We start from the raw sequence: 21,762 nt of genomic DNA, 5'->3' as shown, positions 1-21,762 counted from the left end.
AATCTGTTAACAGAGACATAGAAAGTTGTTATGACATACAGATACAATGGGGGGCTACTATGATTACGATCAAGACGAAAGAACAGATTGAACTAATGGGAAAAGCGGGTGAATTACTCGTTAGCTGCCATAAAGAATTATCCAAGATGATTAAACCCGGTGTAACAACCTTAGAAATTGATCAATTCGTTGAAAAATATTTAGCTAAGCATGGCGCGACAGCTGAGCAGAAGGGCTATAATGGCTATCAATTCGCAACCTGTGCTTCGGTTAATGATGTCATTTGCCACGGATTTCCTAGTAAAACGCCGCTTCAAGAAGGGGATATTGTTACGATTGATATGGTTGTCAATTTAAATGGCTGGCTCGCTGACTCTGCGTGGTCTTATGCAGTAGGTCAAATATCAGATGAAGCACAACGATTACTTGATGTAACGAAAGAATCTTTATATAGAGGAATTGCACAAGCGAAGGTAGGCAACCGCGTTGGAGATATATCAAATGCGATTCAAACGTATGCAGAAGCAGAAGGCTTCTCAGTTGTGCGCGATTTTGTCGGACATGCGATCGGTCAAGTGATTCATGAAGATCCACAAATTCCACACTTTGGACCGCCAAACCGTGGTCTTCGTCTCAAAGAAGGAATGGTTATAACAATTGAGCCAATGATTAACATTGGGGAATATCATTCCAAGGTGGATGCCGATGGTTGGACAGCAAGAACCGTGGATGGAAGTTTATCTGCACAGTATGAGCATACGATTGCGATTACTGAAGATGGACCTATTATTTTGACTAACCAAATCTAACATGCTTGATAAGTAACATTTTCTTTTGGAAAAGTTGTATCGACATTTTCCTGTGGAAAAGTCGTATTGTCTTTTTTGCCAAATTGTTCGTTGTATATCCGTTTCCTAACGGCCATATACTTTAAATAAACAATGAACATTTTGGCCGAAAGGATGTGAGCGTATGGAGCTGTTGTCGCTATATATTAAATCACGGTCCGAAAACGATGTCAGAAATCTGTGCGAACGTATGAAGTCTGAGCTTCGCGATTTACATAATGGGCAAGATGGCGTGCAGCTTCAAATCACCGGTCAGGATCAACAAGCGAATTCCGATGTCAAAATTTCAATCCGGGCGATGCTGCCTGGTTTTCAGCTTCTTCAAATGTCATCAGGCGTGTATCATGCAGTTGCAAATGCGATTACGGAGCACTTATTAGTAGAGGTAGAGCCTCATCTTCTTAAAGACATGATCCGTAAGGAATATCATTATCAAGAAACGAAAGACATTGATTCCATTGAGAAATATTGCGAACAATTTTTGTATGGAGAACATACAGAAACTGCAGCGACCTCAGCAGAGGCTAGAAAACGACGTAAAGCAAAATTGAGTGCGGCCTTATACGAATATATTGAGCGACACGTTACACTGAACTTGGATGGCTATACACGATTTCGTCTTGGTGAGTATATGGAAGAGCTGCGTGAAATTGTGGAATATGCGATCGACGAATATACGATGGAACAGCAGTATCAGGAATTTATTTCTTTACTCAAATATTTTGTTTATATTCAAGAGGCAAAAGTACCAGTTGCTCACCTAATTCACAAGGGAGGGCATGAGTTCGACATACTCAATGAATTGATGCAGCCCATTAATCCTGCAGATTTCGAATCCACGCTGACGATGGAACATTTAGAGAAAGATATGAATTTTGAAGATATGATCGTGTCGACTTTAATTACAGTTTCACCAGCTTCTATTTTTATTCATACAAGGGAACCAGATTTATCGATCATTAAGACCATCCGACAAATTTTCGAAGATCGTACCCAGGTTTGTTCATCTTGTCGCATCTGTCATCACTGGCTTGGAGAGCGGATTAAACAAGACGGGCTGTAACTTGATAAATAAGCCAAGCCCCGCTATAATAAGGGGTAGAGGCAACAATCAAAGACATGAGTTTGCATTGCAGCTGTAAAAGAGAGAGGAGACTTGGCTGAGAGCTCCTTCAGATTGCAAGTGAATTTACCACTTTGTAGCCGTCCTGTGGAAATATAGGACCGCATCATTCCCGTTAACGAATGCCAACGAGGATTTACGGTAGTAAATTGAACGAGGGTGGAACCACGAGACCAAAGCGCGCTCGTCCCTTTTATAGGGATGAAATGCGCTTTTTTTGTATTTAAATATGTGAGCAGATTCAAAAAGTAATGTCACTGCCAAGAAAGGAAATGCCTCCCGATCGCTGTTGAAATCGTGAATTTTGATTGGATTGTAAGGTATATTCACGATTTCAAAGGCGAACGCTTCGCTTCTACGGTATTTCCTTTCTTTTTCGTAACATTTTTGAATACAACTCATTCATATATTCAATCACAAAAAATTAGGGGGAAGTAGCATGTCAGTCAAAGTAAAATTACCAGACGGTTCGATTCGAGAGTATGAGCAAGGGACCACTATTGAAGGTGTAGCAGAATCCATCTCAATGGGGCTGAAGAAAAACGCGATTGCTGGAAAGGTGAACGGTAAAGCCGTTGATCTTAGCTATAAATTGGACAGTGACGCAGATGTTGAAATTTTAACAGTAGATTCCGAAGCGGGTCTTGAAGTGTACCGTCACTCCACGGCGCATTTAATGGCGCAAGCCATTAAACGTATTTATGGCGAAAAAGCAGTGAAGCTCGGAATCGGTCCTGTTATTGAGGATGGCTTCTACTACGATATTGATATGGAGACTTCGATCACACCTGAGGATCTCGTGAAGATCGAGAAGGAAATGACTCGTATTGCAGGTGAGAATTTACCGATCTCACGTCGCGAAGTTTCGCGTGAAGAGGCGCTTGCTATTTTTACCGATTTAGAAGATCCGCTTAAATTGGATTTGATTAATGACCTTCCAGAGGATGTTGTGTTATCCATTTATGATCAAGGCGAGTTCTTTGACTTGTGCCGCGGACCGCATTTGCCGTCAACGGGTCGTATCAAGGCATTTAAGCTTCTTAGCGTAGCGGGTGCTTACTGGCGTGGCGATTCCAAGAACAAGATGCTTCAACGTATTTACGGAACAGCATTCCCGAAAAAAGCTCAGCTTGATGAGCACTTGGTACTGTTAGAAGAAGCGAAGAAACGTGACCACCGTAAACTCGGTAAAGAACTTAAAATGTTTGCTTTCAATCGTGAAGTAGGTCAAGGTCTGCCACTATGGCTGCCGAATGGTGCGACTGTTCGTCGTACACTTGAGCGCTATATTGTAGATTTGGAAGAAAAGTTAGGCTACCAACATGTATACACACCCGTTCTTGCGAACGTAGAACTATATAAGACTTCGGGTCACTGGGAGCACTACCAGGAGGATATGTTCCCACCGATGCAAATGGATAACGAGGAGCTTGTCCTTCGTCCGATGAACTGTCCACATCACATGATGGTGTTCAAGAATGAGATGCACTCTTACCGTGATCTGCCTGTACGTATTGCCGAATTAGGTACAATGCACCGTTATGAGATGTCTGGTGCACTAACTGGCTTACACCGTGTGCGTGCGATGACACTTAATGATGCACATATTTTCTGCCGTCCGGATCAAATTAAAGAAGAATTCGCACGCGTTGTAAAATTAATTACGACTGTGTATGAAGATTTTGGAATTACAGATTACCGTTTCCGCTTGTCTTACCGTGATCCGCAAGATACAGAGAAGTACTTCCAAGATGATGCAATGTGGGAAATGTCCCAACGCATGCTTCGTGAGGTAGTAGAGGAACTAAATCTGCCATTCTATGAAGCAGAAGGTGAAGCAGCGTTCTACGGTCCGAAGCTTGACGTTCAGATCAAGACTGCGCTGAAAAAAGAAGAAACATTGTCTACAGCGCAACTGGACTTCTTACTTCCAGAACGCTTCCAGTTAGAATATACAGGTGAAGATGGTCAGAAGCACCGTCCAGTCGTTATTCACCGTGGTATTATTTCAACTATGGAGCGCATGACTGCATACTTGCTAGAAAATTATGCGGGCGCACTTCCAACTTGGTTATCACCACTTCAAGCACGTGTATTACCGGTTTCTCCTAACTATGAAGCATATGCGAAGGAAATGGCGGAACGTCTTCAGCTTGCAGGAATTCGTGCAGAATCCGATTCACGTAACGAGAAGCTTGGTTACAAAATTCGTGAAGCGCAGCTTGAAAAAATTCCATACATGCTTGTTGTAGGTGAAAATGAAATGAACGAAGGTACATTCTCCCTACGTAAACGTGGTGAAGGTGATCTAGGTTCACAAAGCGTAGAACAAGTGATTGCAATGATCCTAGGAGACATTGAGCGTAAAGGTCGCACGGAATAATAATAAATTTAAAAGCATAAACCTCCCCCTTACTAAAATAACCAAAAATGTTTAATAGAAGATTCTATTGGGCACACTTGGATGAAGGGGGAGGTTTTATTTTATGTGGATACAAGTATTAACAATTATGAAATCGTTAGTTTTTATGGGTGGACATGATGTGGACACAACGGATATAGATCTAAATCAACAAGTTGCAAACACCAATCAAGTTGTGCAGACGCATTCGGAGCAAAGTGTAACCAAGTTGGAAGTGCTTCCGTATAGCAGTGAATGGAGCTCAAGCTCAATAGCTGAGCCGATAAGTATGACACCATACAAAGGCATAGCCGAACAAGCTCAACAAAATGATGCTTTATCGAATAATGATGAACTAGATAGTAAGAACGATCGTCCTGTGATGGCGTTAAATGAGAAGCCTGCGATTAAATCACATTCCATTCCTAACAATTCGAGGCCAACTCGTAGTAGCTATAAATCTTTTCCAAGTTCTAACCATGAGCTTAGCCAATTGCCTTCCATGGAGGTCGTTGCGACGGGTTATTACGCTGGAAGAGAATCGACAGGTAAAGGGCCGAAACATCCCGAATATGGGATTACATTCTCAGGACTTAAAGTGGTGCGTGATGAGCGTGGCTTGTCTACCATTGCTGCTGATCCACGCGTGTTTCCTTTAGGAACGGTGCTGTATGTGCCTGGTTATGGTTATGGCGTAGTTGCGGATACGGGTAGTGCAATTAAAGGAAACAAGATTGATTTATATTACGATACCAAATCCCAAGTATTCAGTGAGTGGGGCAAAAAGAATGTCCGTGTGTTCATTGTAAAACAGGGGACAGGATCGCTTAGCAAACAAGCATTTAATGATTTAGCTGTGGAGATGTTTACACCAAGTAATTTAGTAAACGGCAAACCCTCATAACTTTCGTCATAAAAAGGGAAATAACAGAGAATCATACTCCTTAGGGGAGGTGATTCAACATGGCTAAGAATAAAAATCAAAATCGTAATCGCTCTACAGCAGCTGACACGGAGTTTGCTACTGAAGCAGCACAAGGAAAGAACAATGCAAAAGGTACACAAAACCAAAATACAACTAAATAGTTAGTAAGCAGAATAACCCTAGACACCGAGAGTAAGGTGGATAGGGTTATTTTTATTTGGAAATGGAAAATGCTAAGTTAGACTGCTACCTACTTTTTAGGTTCCATTTAGACATTTTTAAGGTACACTTAAGGTTAGAGGTGCAATATATAGACATAGGACAAAACAAGTGATGCACACAGCACTCACAATCGGGGGGAAACAATCATGAGTAACGAACGAAATGATTATAACGATTTTTTTCATACACCTGGATCGGATGAAGGGAAACAAGAAGATCGCAATAATAATGGAGATCAAGAAGTAAATGCGGAAGCATCATCTTCTGCTTATTATTCTTATGGACCTTATAAAAACAATCAACAACCAACACCGGTGGAAGTGACTCCACCACAATCAATGCGTCAAATTCCTTTACTTAGTAATAATCATTCAGGCAATGCAGGTGCAAGCGGTGGCGGAATGCCTCCATACAGCACATGGACACCACCGAAGAAGAAATCTTCTTTCCGCAGCTATGCGGCGGTGTTCTTGGTCGGAGTACTCGTATCTGGTGCATTGATGTTTACAGCAGATAAGATGAATTTATTTACAGGTGGTACAAATAAGCCCCTCTCATCGAATAATACAAGTGCTAGTAATGGATCTGGTAATAACATTCCTGCTGGGGTAGATCTTTCAAGACCGAATAACATTTCATCTATTGTAAAAGATTCTCAACCTGCTGTAGTCATGGTGGAATCATGGACGAAGCCTAAAGCCTCCCAAGGTGGAGGGAATCCATTTGCGGATGATCCTTGGTTCAAGCAATTCTTCGGTGGTGAGACTCCAAATTCTGGTCAACAGAAAAAACAAGATAATGCTGGTGGCGCTTTACAAAAGGCAGGGATGGGAACTGGATTTATTTTTGAGAAATCAGGTTATATCTTAACGAATCAGCACGTAGTTGATGGCGCTGATGAAATTCGCATCGTCGTAGAAGGTCATGACAAGCCTTTCGTAGCGAAGCTGCTTGGTAATTCACCAGAGCTTGATCTCGCTTGTTTAAAAATTGAAGGAACGGAAGATTTCCCAACACTCCCAATCGGTAATTCGGATGAGATGAACCCTGGTGACTCGGTTATTGCAATTGGTAACCCTTACGGATTCGATCATACTGTAACGGTTGGTGTATATAGTGCTAAAGGTCGTGAGATTCCGATTTCAGATGGCAAGACGACACATGTATACAAAAACCTGATTCAAACGGATGCGGCTATTAACCCTGGTAACTCAGGTGGACCCTTGCTGAACACCAAAGGTGAAGTGATCGGTATCAATACAGCAGTAAGTCAGCAGGCACAAGGGATTGGTTTCGCGATTCCAACATCGATCATCTCTTCCGTTCTTGATAACCTCAAGAACAACGTGAAAATTCCGAAAGAACCAGTTCCGTTCGTTGGTATTAGCATGAATGATATTGATAAGGATTGGGTAAGTGAGCTTAAGCTAAGCAGCACAGATGGAGCTATTGTCGCAGATGTGACTCGTAAGAGTCCTGCGTTCAAAGCTGGAATCCGACCTTATGATGTTGTAGTCGATATTAACGGAAATAAGATCAAGAATAGTGCTGAGCTGCAAACGAAGATCAAAAGTTTCAAAGTTGGGGAAAAAATTACACTCGGCTTGATGCGTGACGGCAAGAAGATTGACGTATCCATTGAAATTGGAGATAGAAATACTGTAGAAGCTACTGAATAATCACGAAGTCTCTCGTGAATTTTAATAGGCAAGGGAAGCGGAGCGAAGGGGCAGATCGTATGCCTTGTCGTCTCTGCTTCTTTTTGTGTAAGAGCATTAATGCTACAATTAGCATAGTAAATGTAACATGTGAATGGACCTATTATTTTTCAGTATAGAGGACGGTGTTGGGATTGAGAGAAAAAATATTAGTCGTAGATGATGATCATAAAATTACTGCTATGCTTCGTCGCGCATTGGCATTTGAAGGATATGTAGTGGCAATAGCTAATAATGGAATGGAAGGCTTAAAAGCAATGATGATAGAAGAGCCTAATCTTCTCATTCTAGATGTGATGATGCCTAGCGTGGATGGACTTGAAGTATGCCGGCGTGTACGTGAGAGTGGTAGCGACTTGCCCATTCTGATGCTGACAGCAAAGGATGAAATTAATGACCGTGTAAAGGGGCTCGATATGGGGGCTGATGATTATTTGGTCAAGCCATTCGCCTTGGAAGAGCTATTGGCACGTGTTCGTGTGCTGCTTAGAAGACGGAGTGAGCATGTGGAGAACCAGACACAGCAGCTTGGTTATGAAGATATGATCTTGGATGTGGATACGCGAGAAGTATTTCGTGAGAATCAGCTGATTGAATTGACAGCGAAGGAATTCGATCTCTTGCATCTATTCTTGCAGAATCCGAAGCGGGTTCTTTCCCGTGACATCATTATGGAAAAAATCTGGGGTTATGATTACAGTGGGGAGTCGAATGTTCTTGAGGTGTATATTGCACTGCTTCGTCAAAAAACGGAGGAGTATGGCCACAAGCGACTAATTCAAACTGTGCGGGGAGCGGGTTACGTACTAAGAGGGGAGCATTAGGACATGTCCTTGCGTCTGCGACTAACATTATGGTATTCCAGCATCTTGGCGATTACTTTGCTCATTTTCGGAATGGGACTCTATTTATTCCTTAATTATTATATATCTGCTGTAGTTGAGAAAAGCTTAATAGAAAGCACAGCCAAAATGGCTCAACATCTGAGCTATAATTACAATTTGAAGAAGATGGAAACAGAGGTTGAATTAAGATATAACTTTAAAGATATACGGGAGATCGATAAGCTATTTCAAGTCTATAATTTATCGACAAAGCGATATAGCCTCTCACCAGTCTTACTTGAAAGTGATCAAAAATTACCGGTAACTGATGATGACATCAAACGAATCCAGCAAGGTGAGCAATTTAGTAAAAAAGTGACGTTGGCGGGCAATGTACTCTATGTTTATTACACGCCATTGCCTCTTTTGGATGAAATGGGACGTCCTGCTGCAGTGCTTCAAAGTGCCGTTGTTAGCCCGTTTGATTTAGTTGCTTTGAAAAACATACTATTCACATTAGGTGGAATCAGCATCTTGCTTGCTGCTAGCATCGGTATGTTTTTATCACGGAAGGCACTTAAACCGATTGATCAGGTCATCAAGACAACCAATGAGATCGGCACAGGGACGGACCTCAATAAGCGCATTCCGTATGAGGGACCGCGAGATGAAGTAGGTCGTTTAGTCGAGACAATCAATGGCATGCTCGGACGGCTTGATACGATGTATTCCGAGTTGGATGAGGCTTATCGCGCACAAAGAAGATTCGTCTCGGATGCATCACATGAACTGCGTACACCACTAACGACGATTCGAGGCAATGTAGATTTGCTCGAAAAAATGTGGAAAAGCATGCAAAATCCTGAACAGACAGATGGGCTGGACAGTGAAGAAAGAGTAAGCATGTCGCTTGAAGCGATGCAGGATATTGCTGGTGAAGCGCAGCGGATGAGTAGGCTCGTCAATGACTTGCTGGCACTGGCTCGTGCAGATGCTGGATTCCAGATGGAGATGAAGCATATCGAGCTTAAACCATTGCTCGATGAAGTGGCTAGACGGGCACAAATGCTTCCTCGCACGGCAGAATGGCATACGAGCAGCTTTGAAGAAGCACAAGATATTTATATCAAAGGAAATCGAGATTACTTGCAGCAGCTGCTCTTTATTTTCATTGAAAATGCATTTAAATACACCGAAGAGGGTGTTGTAAGTTTTGAAGTCCAGCAACATAATGATCAAATCGGTATTTGTATAGCGGATACGGGTATGGGGATGGATAAAGAAGAAGTGCCGCTCATCTTCGATCGATTCTATCGTGCAGATGTCTCCCGTGGTGTAACAGCAGGTACAGGGCTGGGTCTTTCCATCGCCAAATGGATTATTGATGAACATCAGGGGTCCATTGAAGTGCTCACACGCAAAAATGAAGGTAGTACATTTGTCGTCTGGCTTCCACTTTCCTTTCCCGTCATCGAGCAATAGGATATAATAAAGAGGCAATGATAAGATAGGTTTAAGCGAAGAGGAGTGTACTACCTATGGATGTGGTTAAAATATCTCCGCGGGGTTACTGTTATGGCGTCGTTGATGCAATGGCACTGGCCATGCAAACTGCCAAAAATTTGGATTTACCGCGGCCCATATATATTTTAGGCATGATTGTGCATAATGCTCATGTTACGAATTATTTTGAAAAAGAAAATGTGATTACATTAGACGGTGAGAACCGTCTTGAAATATTGGAACAAGTGGAAAAAGGTACGGTTATCTTCACCGCTCACGGTGTATCGCCTGAAGTCCGCAGACGTGCACGGGAAAAAGGACTTACGATCGTCGATGCAACATGTCCTGACGTGACGAAGACACATGATCTCATTCGTGAGAAGACAGGTGAGGGGTATAAAGTCATTTATATCGGTAAGAAGGGTCATCCGGAGCCAGAAGGTGCGGTTGGTATTGCCCCTGAGCACGTATATTTGATTGAAAAGCCAGAGGAAGTCGATGCGATTGATCTAAGTGCGGAGCGTATTCTCATCACAAATCAGACGACGATGAGCCAATGGGACATTAAGCATATTATGAAAAAGCTGCTTGAGCGCTTCCCACATGCGGAAGTGCATAATGAGATCTGTCTGGCGACCCAAATTCGTCAAGAAGCCGTGTCCGAACAAGCGAAAGAAGCAGATCTTGTAATTGTGGTCGGAGATCCGAAGAGCAACAATTCGAACCGGCTTGCACAAGTGTCGGAAGAGATCGCAGGAGTAAAGGCGTATCGTATTGCCGATATTTCAGAACTGCAACAGAAGTGGTTACTCTCCGTGCGTAGGGTAGCAGTGACTTCGGGTGCTTCAACACCAACACCAATTACGAAAGAAGTCATCACCTATTTAGAAAATTTCGATTCAAAAGATGAAGCAACTTGGCCAATCATACGTACGGTAAATATGGATAAATTAATACCAGCAGTTAAAAAGAAACAGACTGAAATATAATTACGGTCGAAGAAAGAGGAAGTCGCATGCTGCCCGAGGAATTCGTAATGAAGAAGCGCAAATATACGTGGGCAACTACGAAGCGTTGGTTTAAGTACAAATGGATGCAGCTGCAGCGGGCAAAGAATGGACCTGCGTATGTAGCGATTGGTTTTTCAATTGGACTTGCGGTTGAGATGTTTACTCTTCCGACGCTAGGACTCGCCTTTTTTCTCATTTTCCCATTGATTTATTTGCTAAGGGGTTCCCTCGTTGGCGCATTAATTGGATTTGTTTTTGGCAAAGTGATTTACATTCCGATGTCCTTCTTGAATAAAATCGTGGGAGCTTGGCTTGTTCCGTCTTCATTCAAATTTTATTTAGTGGATCATCTTCCCTCTTTCTTAGCGAGTTTTACCCGATTTTCATTAGAATTAATCGTTGGCGGTATGGCCGATGGTCTTCTATTAGGCGTCCTATTTTATTTTCCAGTGGTGTTTATGCTGAAATCGACCGCGGATCGTAGAAAAGAAAAACGACGTCAGCGCAAGGCAGAACTTGCGGATATGATAATTGAATGAAAAAAGGGACCTTACGGGGTCCTTTTTTCTTTAGCGATGGATATTCTTTTTCATACATATTTACCATTTTTCCATTTATTATAAAATACTATTGACGATTAGGGAAAGACTCTGTATAGTAACTTTAACAAATAAAAGCGTAGAAGCTTAAAAGCGTAAAAGTATAAAAGTGGAAAAGGAGAGAATGAATCATGATCGTCATTACATCGAACACAATTGGAGATAATAGAATTCAAGATTTGCTACAGTTCATTGAAAAGAATGGTGCCGAGGCACATATTTCTCGTGGTGAAGGACATACAGTCATTGGTATTATTGGACAGGTGGACCCGAAGCTTGCAGATCAGTTACGGCAGATGAAAGGTGTGGAACAGGTTGTGAAGATTTCGAAATCGTACAAGATGGCTTCGAGGGAATTCCATCCGGCGGATACCATCATACGTATAAAAGGTGTAGAGATTGGCGGACAGAATCTCGTCATCATGGGCGGTCCATGTGCTGTTGAAACACCGGAGCAAATTGATGAAATTGCTCGCCTAGTTAAAGCAGCGGGTGGCCAAGTGCTGCGCGGGGGTGCATTTAAACCCAGAACAGGCCCATACAGCTTCCAAGGTATCGGGGTGGAAGGCTTAGAGATGATGGCAGAGGCAGGTCGTAAACACGGACTGCTTACCATTACAGAAGTTATGACGCCTGAGTATGTGGATGTATGTGCGGAGCATGCAGACATACTTCAAGTGGGTACACGCAATATGCAAAACTTTGACTTGCTTCGTAAGCTTGGAACGATTCAGACTCCGGTTCTGTTGAAGCGTGGATTCAGTGCGACATACGATGAATTCCTCAATGCAGCGGAATACATTCTTGCAGGTGGAAATCCGAACGTAATGCTATGTGAACGTGGTATCCGAACATTCGAGACCTACACGCGTAATACACTAGATTTGTCAGCAATTCCTGTGCTGCAATCACTGAGTCATCTTCCAGTTATCTCCGATCCAAGCCATGGAACAGGTCGTCGTGAGCTTGTTGAGCCGATGGCAAAGGCTTCTGTTGCAGCAGGTGCGAATGGTTTAATTATTGAAATGCACACCGATCCAGATAACTCAATGACAGGAGATGGCGTCCAATCTTTATTCCCAGACCAATTTGCGAAATTGCTTGTTGATCTTGAGAAGCTTGCGCCGATTTGCGGTAAAAAATTTGATACACCCAAACAACCTGTAATGGCGTAACCATAATCGTTACGAATAGGAGCTAAAAGTGAAAAGCTGGGTTCTCTCAAGAGGAGGGAATCCAGCTTTTTTTGTTAATTAAAATCAATTATTAAAACCAATGTTAGATTACCTGACATTAATTTAGAAAATACCTAACATAAGTATTGACACTAAGAAATGAATGGATTTATAATAACTTCAATATTAAAGAGAAGAATACAAACATTTCGGATAATATTTAAATTAATGTTCGGAAATAGGAGGGCTTAACGATGTCAGTGCAGGACGTTTTAAGTTTAATGAAGGAAAAAGACATTGAGTGGGTTGATTTTCGCTTCGTAGATCTTGGTGGAAAAGCACACCATATTTCATTGCCTGCTGTCGAAGTTGATGAAGAAACATTTGTGAACGGCGTAGCATTTGATGGTTCCTCAATTCCAGGTTTTCGTGGTATTGAAGAGTCCGACATGGTCATGATGCCAGATCCTGAATCGGTATACGTTGATCCTTTTACAGCACATCCAACACTTATCGTAATGAGTGACATTTATACACCAGACGGCGTGCGCTATGAGCGTGACCCACGTTCTATTGCACAAAAAGCTGAAGGCTACATGCAAAGTGCGGGAATCGGTACGGATGCATTTTTCGCTCCAGAGTCAGAATTTTTCATCTTTGATGATGTTCGTTATGAGAGCAATATGCACACTTCTTACTATGCTGTTGATTCGGATGAAGGCGCTTGGAACTCAGGCCGCAAAGAAGAAGGCGGTAACTTAGGCTCCAAGATCCCAGTAAAAGGCGGCTACGTGCCAGTTGCACCGGTTGATACACAACAAGATATTCGTTCTGAAATGTGTCGTATTATGATGGAGAGCGGACTTCGCATTGAGCGTCACCATCATGAAGTGGCAACAGCAGGTCAAGGCGAGATCAACTTCCGCTTCGATACATTAACAAAAACAGCTGATAACTTAATGAAATACAAATATATCGTTCATAACACGGCACGCCAATTTGGAAAAGTAGCGACATTCATGCCGAAACCGCTATTTGGCGACAATGGCAGTGGGATGCATGTGCACTCCTCCATCTTCAATGGCGATACACCTTTATTTTATGAAAAAGGCGCTTATGGCAGCTTGAGCCAGCTTGCCATGCACTACCTTGGAGGGATCTTGTACCACGCACCTGCACTCTTAGCGATTACAAACCCATCCACAAACTCGTTTAAGCGTCTAGTTCCAGGCTATGAGGCACCAGTTAACCTTGTATTCTCCAAGGGTAACCGTTCTGCAGCAATCCGTATTCCAGTAGCTGCTGTAACGGCTAAAGGCTGTCGTATTGAGTTCCGTACACCAGACTCAACAGCTAACCCATACCTTGCATTCGCAGCGATGCTGATGGCGGGTCTTGACGGTATTAAGCGCAAGATCGATCCAGTTGCACTTGGTTATGGCCCGGTCGATAAGAACATCTATGATCTGTCTGATGCAGATAAAGCAGAAATTCGCTCCGTTCCAGGTACATTAGATGAGGCTCTTGATGCTCTAGCAGCTGATCACGAATTCTTGACTGAAGGTGGCGTATTCACACCGGATTTCATCGAGAACTACATTAATTTGAAGCGTGATGAGGCAAAAGCAGTATCGATCCGTATTCATCCGCATGAGTATTCCTTGTACTTTGGTTGCTAATTGATAGTACTTATACTCTATATCGAGACCGTTGGGCATTTGCTCGACGGTTTTCTTTTTGTGTGAGGAAAAAGAAAGAGATCAGCTTCTGGTCTTAGAAAAATAGTAAAAAACAGCGGTTATGTAGATCAATCTACAAACCGCTGTTTGTCTTAAGCCGAAGTATGCTGTTTACGCCGCAAGTTGGTCACTTGTTTAACAACAAGTCGAATGATAAAGGCAACTGCTATGGAAGCGATCGTTGCTAAGATGAACGTTGTAAGGTTCCTTGCTGTAACTGCACTCGCGGGCCATATGCTATCGGCAATCGGATAGGCATATTTGAGCATAAGGGCATGTGCGAGATACGCCACATAGGAGTAAGAACCGATGATCATGATGATTTTACTTATAAAAGGATTGGCTTTTGCGCTTAGATGAATCGTGATCACATGCATGGCCAAGACAGAGATGATGAGGAATATGGCCATCAAAGGTTGCAAAAGCAATGTATCGTTATAGTTAATGGCAAGTTCAGGTTTCAATTTGAAGCCTGCAATCACTTTATACAGCATCCCCAGCACCATCGCTGCATAAATGCTAATTAGGATCCATCGATATTTCATAAGCCATGCTCGCCACTTCTCAAGATGCATGCCCACTGCGGCTCCCATAATAAAGTAAAAGAGGAACATGAGTGCATTTCGGTCAAGATATTCGGTGAAAAAGTCAGTTAGTATGGGAATGTTAAGGCGATACGCAGTCTCATAGATCCATCCTGAACGCGCTAGCATAGCGATGTAAAGCACACCTAATATTACGGTTAGGATCAGCGTAATGCGGCCAGAAACGCGTCTGAGTCGCATACTTGCTCGCTGTAAGAAAGGGAATATCAAGTAAAGCTGCATCGTCATGACGACATACCATAGATGATAACACGCTGTGCCTGTGAACACGAGTAAGCCAAGCTTTTGCCAAGAAGCGAGTGTGCTTAAATCAAGGCCATGAAACATGATGGCATAAAGCACAGCCCATGGTAGGAAAGGCATTACAATATCTTTGAATCGCTTGCGGATAAAACCGATATATGGGATGTTGCCATCATAATTATAGAAGAGTAATAAACCTGATATAAATATAAAAAGTGGGACTGCAAATTTAGAAAGTAGTAATAGCAATGCGAAAATGACCCCATCTTCAAGCTTGGTTTCAGGCACATACGTATAATGTCCAATCGCATGCTGCATGACAACGGCTAAGAAAGCAAAGGCTCGCATCCACTCAATTTCTTGAATTTTGGTTTTTCTCATACATTTTTCCCCTCTATAAGATATATACATCTCCATACTATAACACATTTGATCGTGTTCTGAGATTGTTCTATCATTCAGAATAAGCTTGAAGCCATCTCATAAACTTGCTATTATAAGCGATAATACAAAAATGATTATATAAATAAAAAATAAGGGAGTGGGAGAAAGATGGGTAACCGAGCATACAATTTTAACGCAGGTCCAGCAGCATTACCGCTGAGCGTGTTGCAGCAAGCACAAGAGCAATTGGTGGAGTATCAAGGGATTGGTATGTCAATTATGGAAATTTCACACCGCAGCAAAGAATATGAGGCGCTGAATGAAGAAACGCAGCAGCTTCTTAAAGAACTACTTCAAATTCCAGATGGCTATAAAGTGCTATTCCTACAAGGTGGAGCAAGCTCGCAATTTGCTATGATTCCAATGAACTTTTTGCGTCCTGGAAAAGTCGGCAGTTATGTGAATACGGGTGCATGGGCAGAGAAAGCGATGAAAGAAGCGAAATTGTTCGGTGAAGTGCATGAAGCTGCAAGCTCAGAAGCAGACAATTTTATGCGGATTCCAGCTCTCAATGAAATTCAAATTCATCCAGATGCAGCTTATGTGCATGTAACATCCAATGAAACAATTGGTGGTGCGCAATTTACAAGTTACCCGGACACAGGGAAAGTCCCGCTAATTGTCGACATGTCCTCTGATATTCTTAGTCGTCCTGTTGATGTGTCTAAGTTTGGCATGATTTATGCAGGGGCTCAGAAAAATCTAGGCCCATCTGGTGTTACAGTTGTCATTGTGCGTGAAGATATGCTGCAAGATCTACCGAAGAGTATCCCAACCATGATGCGTTACGGTATTCATGCGGATAATAACTCCCTGTACAATACGCCTCCTGTTTATTCCGTTTATATGGTGAATTTGGTACTTAAATGGATTCGTGATCAAGGTGGACTGGCTGTTGTTGAACAGATCAATCTGGATAAAACGAACTTAATTTATAACGCAATTGATAACTCCGAAGGTTTCTACCAAGGCTGTGTAGATCCAGAGAGCCGTTCTAAGATGAATATTACTTTCCGTCTAGCAAATGAAGAGCTTGAGAAGAAATTCATCAAAGAATCCGAAGCAAAGGGTTTTGTTGGACTAAAAGGTCACCGCAGCGTGGGTGGGCTCCGTGCTTCCACATATAATGCTGTTCCTTATGAGGCATGTGAGGCACTTACACAATTTATGGAAGAATTTCGCCAGAGCAATAGCTAATTAAGATTGAGGTTAGAATAGAACAACCCTCTCCATATCTGGACGAGGGTTGTTTATATGAGAATGAAGACTATGCGAGCGAGGATTCTTTCCTGCTGGTATCGGTTAACTTATATCCAACATTACGAATTGTAATAATATGTTCAGGTGTACGTGTGTTGGATTCGATTTTATCGCGTAAATGGGAAATGTGCACGTCTACGATGCGGGTATCACCGAGAAAATGATAGTCCCACACACCAACAAGCAGCTGTTGGCGGCTGAGCACTTTGCCGCGGTGTTTGCATAGAAATAGGAGCAGTTCAAATTCCTTAGGCGTCAGCTCGATGGGATTGCCGTGAAGCGTGACTTCGCGTTGACCGGGATAGATGACAATACTTCCAAGGGTAATTGTAGTATGATCAATGGCTTCAGGAAGTGTGCTCAATCTGCGCAGAATGGCCTGAATGCGAGAGATAAGTTCATGTGGGGAAAATGGTTTGGTCATGTAATCATCAGCGCCGTGGTCTAAGCCTGCAATCTTATCGGACAGTTCTTGCATCGCAGAAAGCATAATAATGGGGACAAGATTGTTCTGTTTTCTAAGCTTACGGCATACTTGAAAGCCATCCATTTTGGGTAGCATGAGATCCAGAACGATCAAGTCAGGGCGGAATGATTGAATCTTATCAAAAACAGCTTCCCCATCAAATACACACTGGACCTCATAGCCCGCTTGCTTGAGATTAAATTCAATCAACATCGAAATGGAAGGTTCATCGTCAACGACTAATATTTTTTTTTGACTCATAATTGCCGCACTCCTTTGCTTGTTCTGATAAGTTAATTATGGCGTGTATCTATCATGCGAATATTCGTTTTTTGTTAAAAGGATGTAAAAATAAGCATAGAAGTTTTTGATTTTGGTGCTTAATTATAATAGGATGAAAATAGAGGTGAAGATACATCATGGCTTTTCATATTGTACTCGTTGAACCGGAAATTCCGGCGAACACAGGAAACATTTCGCGAACATGCGCAGCAACTGGAACTCATTTACATTTGGTTCGCCCATTAGGTTTTGATACGGATGATCGTACGCTTAAGCGTGCAGGTCTAGACTACTGGCACTCCGTAAAGCTTGAATATCACGATTCTTTTGAAGAAGTTATGCAAAAATATCCAGGCAGCCGCTTCTTCTGTGCAACGACGAAAGCAAGCAAGCGGTACAGCGACTTTGAATTCCGCGATGGCGATTTTTTTGTCTTTGGTAAGGAAACAAAGGGACTACCCAAAGAAATTCTGGATATGCATCCAGACACACTCATGCGTATGCCAATGTCGGATGCGGTGCGTTCGCTGAATTTGTCGAATGCTGCCGCAATAACCGTGTATGAAGCATTGCGTCAAGTTGATTTTCCAGGATTGGAATAGTGCAGTAGACAAGGGTTTTTTAGAAAAAAGACAAAAAGTTCACCAGATCTTCAAACCTGTGAAACAATTTTAAACACGTGTCAAAAAAAGAAGGAATTGCAAAAATTTTGACGAATAAGACGATTATGTGTTTAAGGTTTATGTTTTGGGAGGAAGTGAACGGTTATGATGAAACCGGCTGGAGTTGTACGAAAAGTGGATCAACTTGGAAGGATTGTTCTTCCGAAATCGCTTCGCAAACGTTATCAGATGAACGAAGGCGATCCTGTTGAAATTTTAGTACAAGGAGACCACATTATTTTGGAGAGATACCGTCCGAAATGTGTGTTCTGCGGGACGATGAGTGACGTGAGTGATTTTAAAGAACGCCATATTTGTGTAGAATGCTTAGAACAAATGCATGATTTAAAAGATCGAGCGTAGCTCGTCCATGCAAAACAGGCTGCGGATCCTTAGGGATTCGCAGCCTGTTTGCTTTTTACACTGTGCAATAAATCGATTTTACAAGCCCTTTGTCTTGTCATCGTTGTAAGATGATGTAAGAATCGCAACGATAAAAATAAGAAATATAGTTATCATAATCCAGAAAGTTGCTGACATGTAAGACCCTCCTACAAGGTAATCGCATCCAAAATTTGATACACCCATTATATCGAACACCTGATGAAAAGAAAATGAACAAAAGCGAATTTACTGTGACATTTATCTCATAACTCACAATCATTTGAAAAACAAGAAGTTTGTAGCCAGTGGTCGCAATTTGCCATCTGAGGGACGATTAATGACTTCACCACCAAAAATGAGCGATGTCGACCCGCCACCATCTAGGTTATAAGCATCACGTACACCAAATTCGAGCAGCTTGTTTTGAAGCTCTGCAAGAGTTGCGCCAGAGCTGCCACTCTCAACATTCCCATCTGTCACGATGAATAACAGTTGATCGTCTTTATAATTCCCGACTACCGTTCGAGCAGCCCTAGCAGGTGTAGACTGCCACTTGCTTGGGATTGATGTCTTTTGACCATTTTTCAGTAATGTAGGAACGAATGTAGCCCCGAATAGCGGGTTTTTACTGTCCAGTTCAGCTTGGGAACCGAATCTCCCACCGATCAGCTTACGATCTTTACTAAGACCAATAAAGGTTAGATCTTCACGGCTTGGAAAGAAGCCATATACGTATTTACCACCAATCATCGTGGTCTCAAGTGGGAATCGCTTATGTGTACTTTCTTCATCCGCAAATCCCCCAGCATTCACTCCAGCGAAAGCCCCATATCGGCGTGTCGCTTCTAATGTAGTCTCGGAGCTGCCAAGCTTGTCTTTACCAAGAGCCATCCGCATGGCTTTGTCGGATTTAAGGGTTACTTTCATGGCATAGCCGTGGTAATTGTTTTCTTGGATCGGGAACAGCTTCAAATCGATATTAGCCGAAGAAGCGTGTTTGGAAACTCGCCCGAGCTTTGATGTAATACGATCATCATAAATCGCGGCAGGTCGCATAACATTGTCTGTTGCAACTTTGAGCATTTGTGTGACATCGGCAGTACTTTGTTGATACAACTGATGGAACCGTTCAATAATGCTTTTGGTTTGGACGGCTTCTAAGTTAGCCGTAACCAATTTATTTTCCAGTTCTGAGCTTTCTAGATTGACTGATCTCAGCTCGGCTTGTGTGTAGGAAATCGGAACTTGCACAGAAAATGTTGCAAAAAGCAGGAAGATGAGCATACCGAGAAAAGGGGCACATGCGAGCAGCATCACACGATTTAATCCTTGTACGCGGTTAATCATTTGAGCACGTCCAAGTTGGCTTTTAGCTCATCTAGTTGTTTTTTTACTTCGGCAAGTTGCGTGTAAAGTTGATTTGAATTGTCTGTTTTGGAGTTTGCACTGTCTTTGGTGAAGGCTAGCAATTCATTAAGCGAATCTACCTTTGCTTGCATACGAGTCATATCTGCTTGCATCGTTTCTTTCAGCGTTGTGACCTGCTTCTGGTAGTCTTGCTGGACAATTTGAAGCTGCTGCTCGGTTTGATGCGCAATATCACGGGCGACTTGGTTTTTCAAATAATTGGTATATAGAAAGGTTAAACTCGCACCGCTTAAGATCAGGACGATCCAAGCTATAAACAGCTTACGGTATGTATTTTTTTTGACCCGCGTTTGCGGGGCATTTCGAGTGTGCATCGCTTCAGAAGATGCAGCGCCGATAGGCGTATTCATTTTGACGTTCACCTCATTCGTATCATGCCTTGCTATCCAATATCCTAAAAAATAGTATACATCATCCTTTAGTAGAGTGACAAAATAATTGTCGAAGGATTCATAAAGAAGGTACCGAAGGCTCATACTAGAGTGGTTACATAGAAGGATAGACTGTGAAAAGGGGGTGCAAGTGATGGATAAAGATCAAGTGCAGCAGGAAGATTTGAATACGTTCGTGACCAATGCGGAACTGGATGCAGAGAGTCGCGCGGAAGCGTTGAATGATGGGGAATCCCAGTATCAATCGGAAGAGGCGGATGCGTTGACAAATGTGGCTGAAAATGAGGATATGGAATAGCCGATAGGAGTAATGGTTGGGTAATAGTACACGAATAAAGTAAAGGCAAGCTCGTCTGTGTGGACGGGCTTGCCTTGTTGCGTTTAGGGGGCGGGTTGCGAATGTTGGGTTTGAGAGGGAAGCTGTTTGCGAATGACCTCAACGACATGAGCAAATGTCGTTAAGGCAGCTTCCCCAGCGGGGGTGAGGCCGTAGACACCGCGCTGGTGTCGTTCGTACCAGCCATAGTAATTATGCTGCATCATTTTTGTTGCATCTGAGCAGGCACTTTGCTCTCGCAACTTGCGAAGCGGGAGTGGACCATGCTCGTGCAGCGTCCAGGCGAGCAGCAGGGCTCGCTCCCGATAAGCGGTCACTCGCTTAACGCGGGTAGAGCCGCCCACGTTGAAATCACCGTGGCGGTTGTTGAACTCGGCCGCCAGTCGGTCGGCGGCCCGCTTGCTTACGCGCACCCGCTTGCCACGGGGGCGCGTAAGCGTTGCTTCGCAAGCCAGCGCATTTGCGCTGCTTGCGGTAGGGGGTTGCCCCGCTGCGCTGGCTATGGCCTGCGCAGCAGCCTGTGCGTCCCGCCCTTCGGGGACGGGGCTAGCAGCATCACCCGCCGTGCTCATCGCTGGCGGGTGGCACACCACTTCGACAAGGGGCTCGCGCCTTGTCTTGTAGAAGCGAACCGTGAGCAGCCCAAGACCGAGCAAGCCGCACATCGTGCGCAGCTCGGACCAGCTTACGCGATGCGGCGCCCGTCCCTTAGGCGGAAGCTCGATAGCGACGTATACGAGCGGAGATAGCTTTAATCTATCTATTCCCTGCACGAGCAGGGGGATGTTCAAACTCTTTTTCAATTCGATAATGACAGGTGGTTCCTCACCGCGGACGGCAACAACATCACAATGTCGGACTTCCCCTTTGACTTCGTATCCGCGTTCTTCCCAGAAGCGCTTGATCGGTTCATACAATTCCGTTTCACTGCTTATCCCCACCTGACTCACCTGCTCTCATTTGTTACAATCCCCTTTGATTCCTATATTCCATTATACCATAGTTGATCGGTCAAACCGTTTGGGCTCTAGGGGGAGTGGCGATGTTCGCCTTTTTTAGCTTGGATTTATATAAAATTTTGAGAAACTTCATCCGCATTAGCGCATAGGTATGTAATACACAAGCAAGGGCTATCACAAGCCAGACCCATTCCACATTGCAGCAGGCGAGAG

Annotated in this window: 21 protein-coding genes; 16 read left to right on the top strand and 5 right to left on the bottom strand. The window is 43.2% G+C overall.

Annotation, left to right across the window (positions count from 1 at the left end):
• Positions 1-59 precede the first annotated feature (59 nt).
• The 12 genes from map (at position 60) to glnA (ending at position 14,027) form a co-directional block, all read left to right on the top strand.
• Positions 60-809, top strand: a complete 750-nt coding sequence (gene map / locus ACSBOP_RS16305; protein ID WP_442601577.1) for a type I methionyl aminopeptidase — start codon at positions 60-62, stop codon at positions 807-809.
• Positions 810-972: 163 nt separating this feature from the next.
• Entirely contained in the window at positions 973-1,911 is a 939-nt protein-coding gene (gene ytxC / locus ACSBOP_RS16300) for a sporulation protein YtxC (RefSeq protein ID WP_442601576.1), read from the top strand.
• Between the two features lie 499 nt (positions 1,912-2,410).
• Complete coding sequence (gene thrS / locus ACSBOP_RS16295) at positions 2,411-4,354, top strand: threonine--tRNA ligase (protein ID WP_442601575.1); 1,944 nt, start codon at positions 2,411-2,413, stop codon at positions 4,352-4,354.
• Between the two features lie 103 nt (positions 4,355-4,457).
• Positions 4,458-5,276, top strand: coding sequence for a 3D domain-containing protein (locus tag ACSBOP_RS16290; protein WP_442601574.1), 819 nt, complete (start codon positions 4,458-4,460; stop codon positions 5,274-5,276).
• 59 nt (positions 5,277-5,335) lie between these two features.
• Positions 5,336-5,458 carry a hypothetical protein gene (locus ACSBOP_RS16285; RefSeq protein ID WP_442601573.1) on the top strand — a complete coding sequence of 41 codons (123 nt, stop codon included), beginning with the start codon at positions 5,336-5,338 and terminating at the stop codon, positions 5,456-5,458.
• A 207-nt stretch (positions 5,459-5,665) separates the two neighbouring features.
• Positions 5,666-7,198: a S1C family serine protease gene (locus tag ACSBOP_RS16280; protein WP_442601572.1), complete on the top strand. Its 1,533-nt coding sequence runs from the start codon at positions 5,666-5,668 to the stop codon at positions 7,196-7,198.
• A gap of 173 nt (positions 7,199-7,371) precedes the next feature.
• Positions 7,372-8,061, top strand: coding sequence for a response regulator transcription factor (locus ACSBOP_RS16275; RefSeq protein ID WP_442601571.1), 690 nt, complete (start codon positions 7,372-7,374; stop codon positions 8,059-8,061).
• Between the two features lie 3 nt (positions 8,062-8,064).
• Positions 8,065-9,543: a sensor histidine kinase gene (locus tag ACSBOP_RS16270; RefSeq protein WP_442601570.1), complete on the top strand. Its 1,479-nt coding sequence runs from the start codon at positions 8,065-8,067 to the stop codon at positions 9,541-9,543.
• Positions 9,544-9,599: 56 nt separating this feature from the next.
• On the top strand, positions 9,600-10,553 hold the full coding sequence (locus tag ACSBOP_RS16265; RefSeq protein ID WP_442601569.1) for a 4-hydroxy-3-methylbut-2-enyl diphosphate reductase: 954 nt from the start codon (positions 9,600-9,602) through the stop codon (positions 10,551-10,553).
• A gap of 26 nt (positions 10,554-10,579) precedes the next feature.
• Positions 10,580-11,113, top strand: coding sequence for a DUF2062 domain-containing protein (locus ACSBOP_RS16260; RefSeq protein WP_442601568.1), 534 nt, complete (start codon positions 10,580-10,582; stop codon positions 11,111-11,113).
• 191 nt (positions 11,114-11,304) lie between these two features.
• A complete protein-coding gene (aroF, locus tag ACSBOP_RS16255; protein ID WP_442601567.1) occupies positions 11,305-12,348 on the top strand; it encodes a 3-deoxy-7-phosphoheptulonate synthase in 1,044 nt (347 codons plus the stop codon).
• Between the two features lie 254 nt (positions 12,349-12,602).
• Positions 12,603-14,027 (top strand): type I glutamate--ammonia ligase, encoded by a 1,425-nt coding sequence (gene glnA / locus ACSBOP_RS16250; protein ID WP_442601566.1) that lies wholly within the window; start codon positions 12,603-12,605, stop codon positions 14,025-14,027.
• Positions 14,028-14,179: 152 nt separating this feature from the next.
• Here the strand turns inward: glnA and ACSBOP_RS16245 are convergent, their stop codons facing one another.
• Complete coding sequence (locus ACSBOP_RS16245; protein WP_442601565.1) at positions 14,180-15,316, bottom strand: acyltransferase; 1,137 nt, start codon at positions 15,314-15,316, stop codon at positions 14,180-14,182.
• A gap of 171 nt (positions 15,317-15,487) precedes the next feature.
• On the opposite strand from ACSBOP_RS16245, the gene serC reads away from it, so the two are divergent.
• Positions 15,488-16,576 carry a 3-phosphoserine/phosphohydroxythreonine transaminase gene (gene serC, locus ACSBOP_RS16240; protein ID WP_442601564.1) on the top strand — a complete coding sequence of 363 codons (1,089 nt, stop codon included), beginning with the start codon at positions 15,488-15,490 and terminating at the stop codon, positions 16,574-16,576.
• A gap of 70 nt (positions 16,577-16,646) precedes the next feature.
• Here the strand turns inward: serC and ACSBOP_RS16235 are convergent, their stop codons facing one another.
• Positions 16,647-17,366, bottom strand: coding sequence for a response regulator transcription factor (locus ACSBOP_RS16235; RefSeq protein ID WP_442601563.1), 720 nt, complete (start codon positions 17,364-17,366; stop codon positions 16,647-16,649).
• 158 nt (positions 17,367-17,524) lie between these two features.
• On the opposite strand from ACSBOP_RS16235, the gene trmL reads away from it, so the two are divergent.
• Both trmL and ACSBOP_RS16225 read left to right on the top strand, forming a co-directional pair.
• Positions 17,525-17,989: a tRNA (uridine(34)/cytosine(34)/5-carboxymethylaminomethyluridine(34)-2'-O)-methyltransferase TrmL gene (trmL, locus tag ACSBOP_RS16230; protein WP_442601562.1), complete on the top strand. Its 465-nt coding sequence runs from the start codon at positions 17,525-17,527 to the stop codon at positions 17,987-17,989.
• 168 nt (positions 17,990-18,157) lie between these two features.
• Positions 18,158-18,412, top strand: coding sequence for an AbrB/MazE/SpoVT family DNA-binding domain-containing protein (locus ACSBOP_RS16225; protein WP_442604503.1), 255 nt, complete (start codon positions 18,158-18,160; stop codon positions 18,410-18,412).
• A gap of 297 nt (positions 18,413-18,709) precedes the next feature.
• On the opposite strand, the gene ACSBOP_RS16220 is transcribed toward ACSBOP_RS16225, so the two are convergent.
• Entirely contained in the window at positions 18,710-19,780 is a 1,071-nt protein-coding gene (locus ACSBOP_RS16220) for a phosphodiester glycosidase family protein (RefSeq protein WP_442601561.1), read from the bottom strand.
• A complete protein-coding gene (locus ACSBOP_RS16215) occupies positions 19,777-20,211 on the bottom strand; it encodes a hypothetical protein (protein ID WP_442601560.1) in 435 nt (144 codons plus the stop codon). The genes ACSBOP_RS16220 and ACSBOP_RS16215 overlap by 4 nt, the downstream gene beginning before the upstream one ends.
• A gap of 175 nt (positions 20,212-20,386) precedes the next feature.
• Between ACSBOP_RS16215 and ACSBOP_RS16210 the strand changes: the two genes are divergently transcribed.
• Complete coding sequence (locus ACSBOP_RS16210; protein WP_442601559.1) at positions 20,387-20,551, top strand: hypothetical protein; 165 nt, start codon at positions 20,387-20,389, stop codon at positions 20,549-20,551.
• Positions 20,552-20,634: 83 nt separating this feature from the next.
• Here the strand turns inward: ACSBOP_RS16210 and ACSBOP_RS16205 are convergent, their stop codons facing one another.
• Positions 20,635-21,540, bottom strand: a complete 906-nt coding sequence (locus tag ACSBOP_RS16205; protein ID WP_442601558.1) for a DUF2161 family putative PD-(D/E)XK-type phosphodiesterase — start codon at positions 21,538-21,540, stop codon at positions 20,635-20,637.
• Positions 21,541-21,762: the final 222 nt, after the last annotated feature.

This window comes from Paenibacillus sp. KN14-4R (genome assembly GCF_052180255.1).
In the GTDB taxonomy this organism is placed as follows: Bacteria; Bacillota; Bacilli; order Paenibacillales; family NBRC-103111; genus Paenibacillus_AM.
Note: the sequence above shows the minus strand (reverse complement) of the source record. Positions and strands in the feature narration are given on the sequence as shown.

Bases quoted from the DNA above. Each gene is read 5' to 3' on its own strand.
- map (WP_442601577.1), top strand. From the start codon at position 60: ATGATTACGATCAAGACGAAAGAACAGATTGAACTAATGGGAAAAGCG.
- ytxC (WP_442601576.1), top strand. From the start codon at position 973: ATGGAGCTGTTGTCGCTATATATTAAATCACGGTCCGAAAACGATGTC.
- thrS (WP_442601575.1), top strand. From the start codon at position 2,411: ATGTCAGTCAAAGTAAAATTACCAGACGGTTCGATTCGAGAGTATGAG.
- ACSBOP_RS16290 (WP_442601574.1), top strand. From the start codon at position 4,458: ATGTGGATACAAGTATTAACAATTATGAAATCGTTAGTTTTTATGGGT.
- ACSBOP_RS16285 (WP_442601573.1), top strand. From the start codon at position 5,336: ATGGCTAAGAATAAAAATCAAAATCGTAATCGCTCTACAGCAGCTGAC.
- ACSBOP_RS16280 (WP_442601572.1), top strand. From the start codon at position 5,666: ATGAGTAACGAACGAAATGATTATAACGATTTTTTTCATACACCTGGA.
- ACSBOP_RS16270 (WP_442601570.1), top strand. From the start codon at position 8,065: ATGTCCTTGCGTCTGCGACTAACATTATGGTATTCCAGCATCTTGGCG.
- ACSBOP_RS16265 (WP_442601569.1), top strand. From the start codon at position 9,600: ATGGATGTGGTTAAAATATCTCCGCGGGGTTACTGTTATGGCGTCGTT.
- ACSBOP_RS16260 (WP_442601568.1), top strand. From the start codon at position 10,580: ATGCTGCCCGAGGAATTCGTAATGAAGAAGCGCAAATATACGTGGGCA.
- aroF (WP_442601567.1), top strand. From the start codon at position 11,305: ATGATCGTCATTACATCGAACACAATTGGAGATAATAGAATTCAAGAT.
- glnA (WP_442601566.1), top strand. From the start codon at position 12,603: ATGTCAGTGCAGGACGTTTTAAGTTTAATGAAGGAAAAAGACATTGAG.
- ACSBOP_RS16245 (WP_442601565.1), bottom strand. From the start codon at position 15,316: ATGAGAAAAACCAAAATTCAAGAAATTGAGTGGATGCGAGCCTTTGCT.
- serC (WP_442601564.1), top strand. From the start codon at position 15,488: ATGGGTAACCGAGCATACAATTTTAACGCAGGTCCAGCAGCATTACCG.
- ACSBOP_RS16235 (WP_442601563.1), bottom strand. From the start codon at position 17,366: ATGAGTCAAAAAAAAATATTAGTCGTTGACGATGAACCTTCCATTTCG.
- trmL (WP_442601562.1), top strand. From the start codon at position 17,525: ATGGCTTTTCATATTGTACTCGTTGAACCGGAAATTCCGGCGAACACA.
- ACSBOP_RS16225 (WP_442604503.1), top strand. From the start codon at position 18,158: ATGAAACCGGCTGGAGTTGTACGAAAAGTGGATCAACTTGGAAGGATT.
- ACSBOP_RS16220 (WP_442601561.1), bottom strand. From the start codon at position 19,780: ATGATTAACCGCGTACAAGGATTAAATCGTGTGATGCTGCTCGCATGT.
- ACSBOP_RS16215 (WP_442601560.1), bottom strand. From the start codon at position 20,211: ATGAATACGCCTATCGGCGCTGCATCTTCTGAAGCGATGCACACTCGA.
- ACSBOP_RS16210 (WP_442601559.1), top strand. From the start codon at position 20,387: ATGGATAAAGATCAAGTGCAGCAGGAAGATTTGAATACGTTCGTGACC.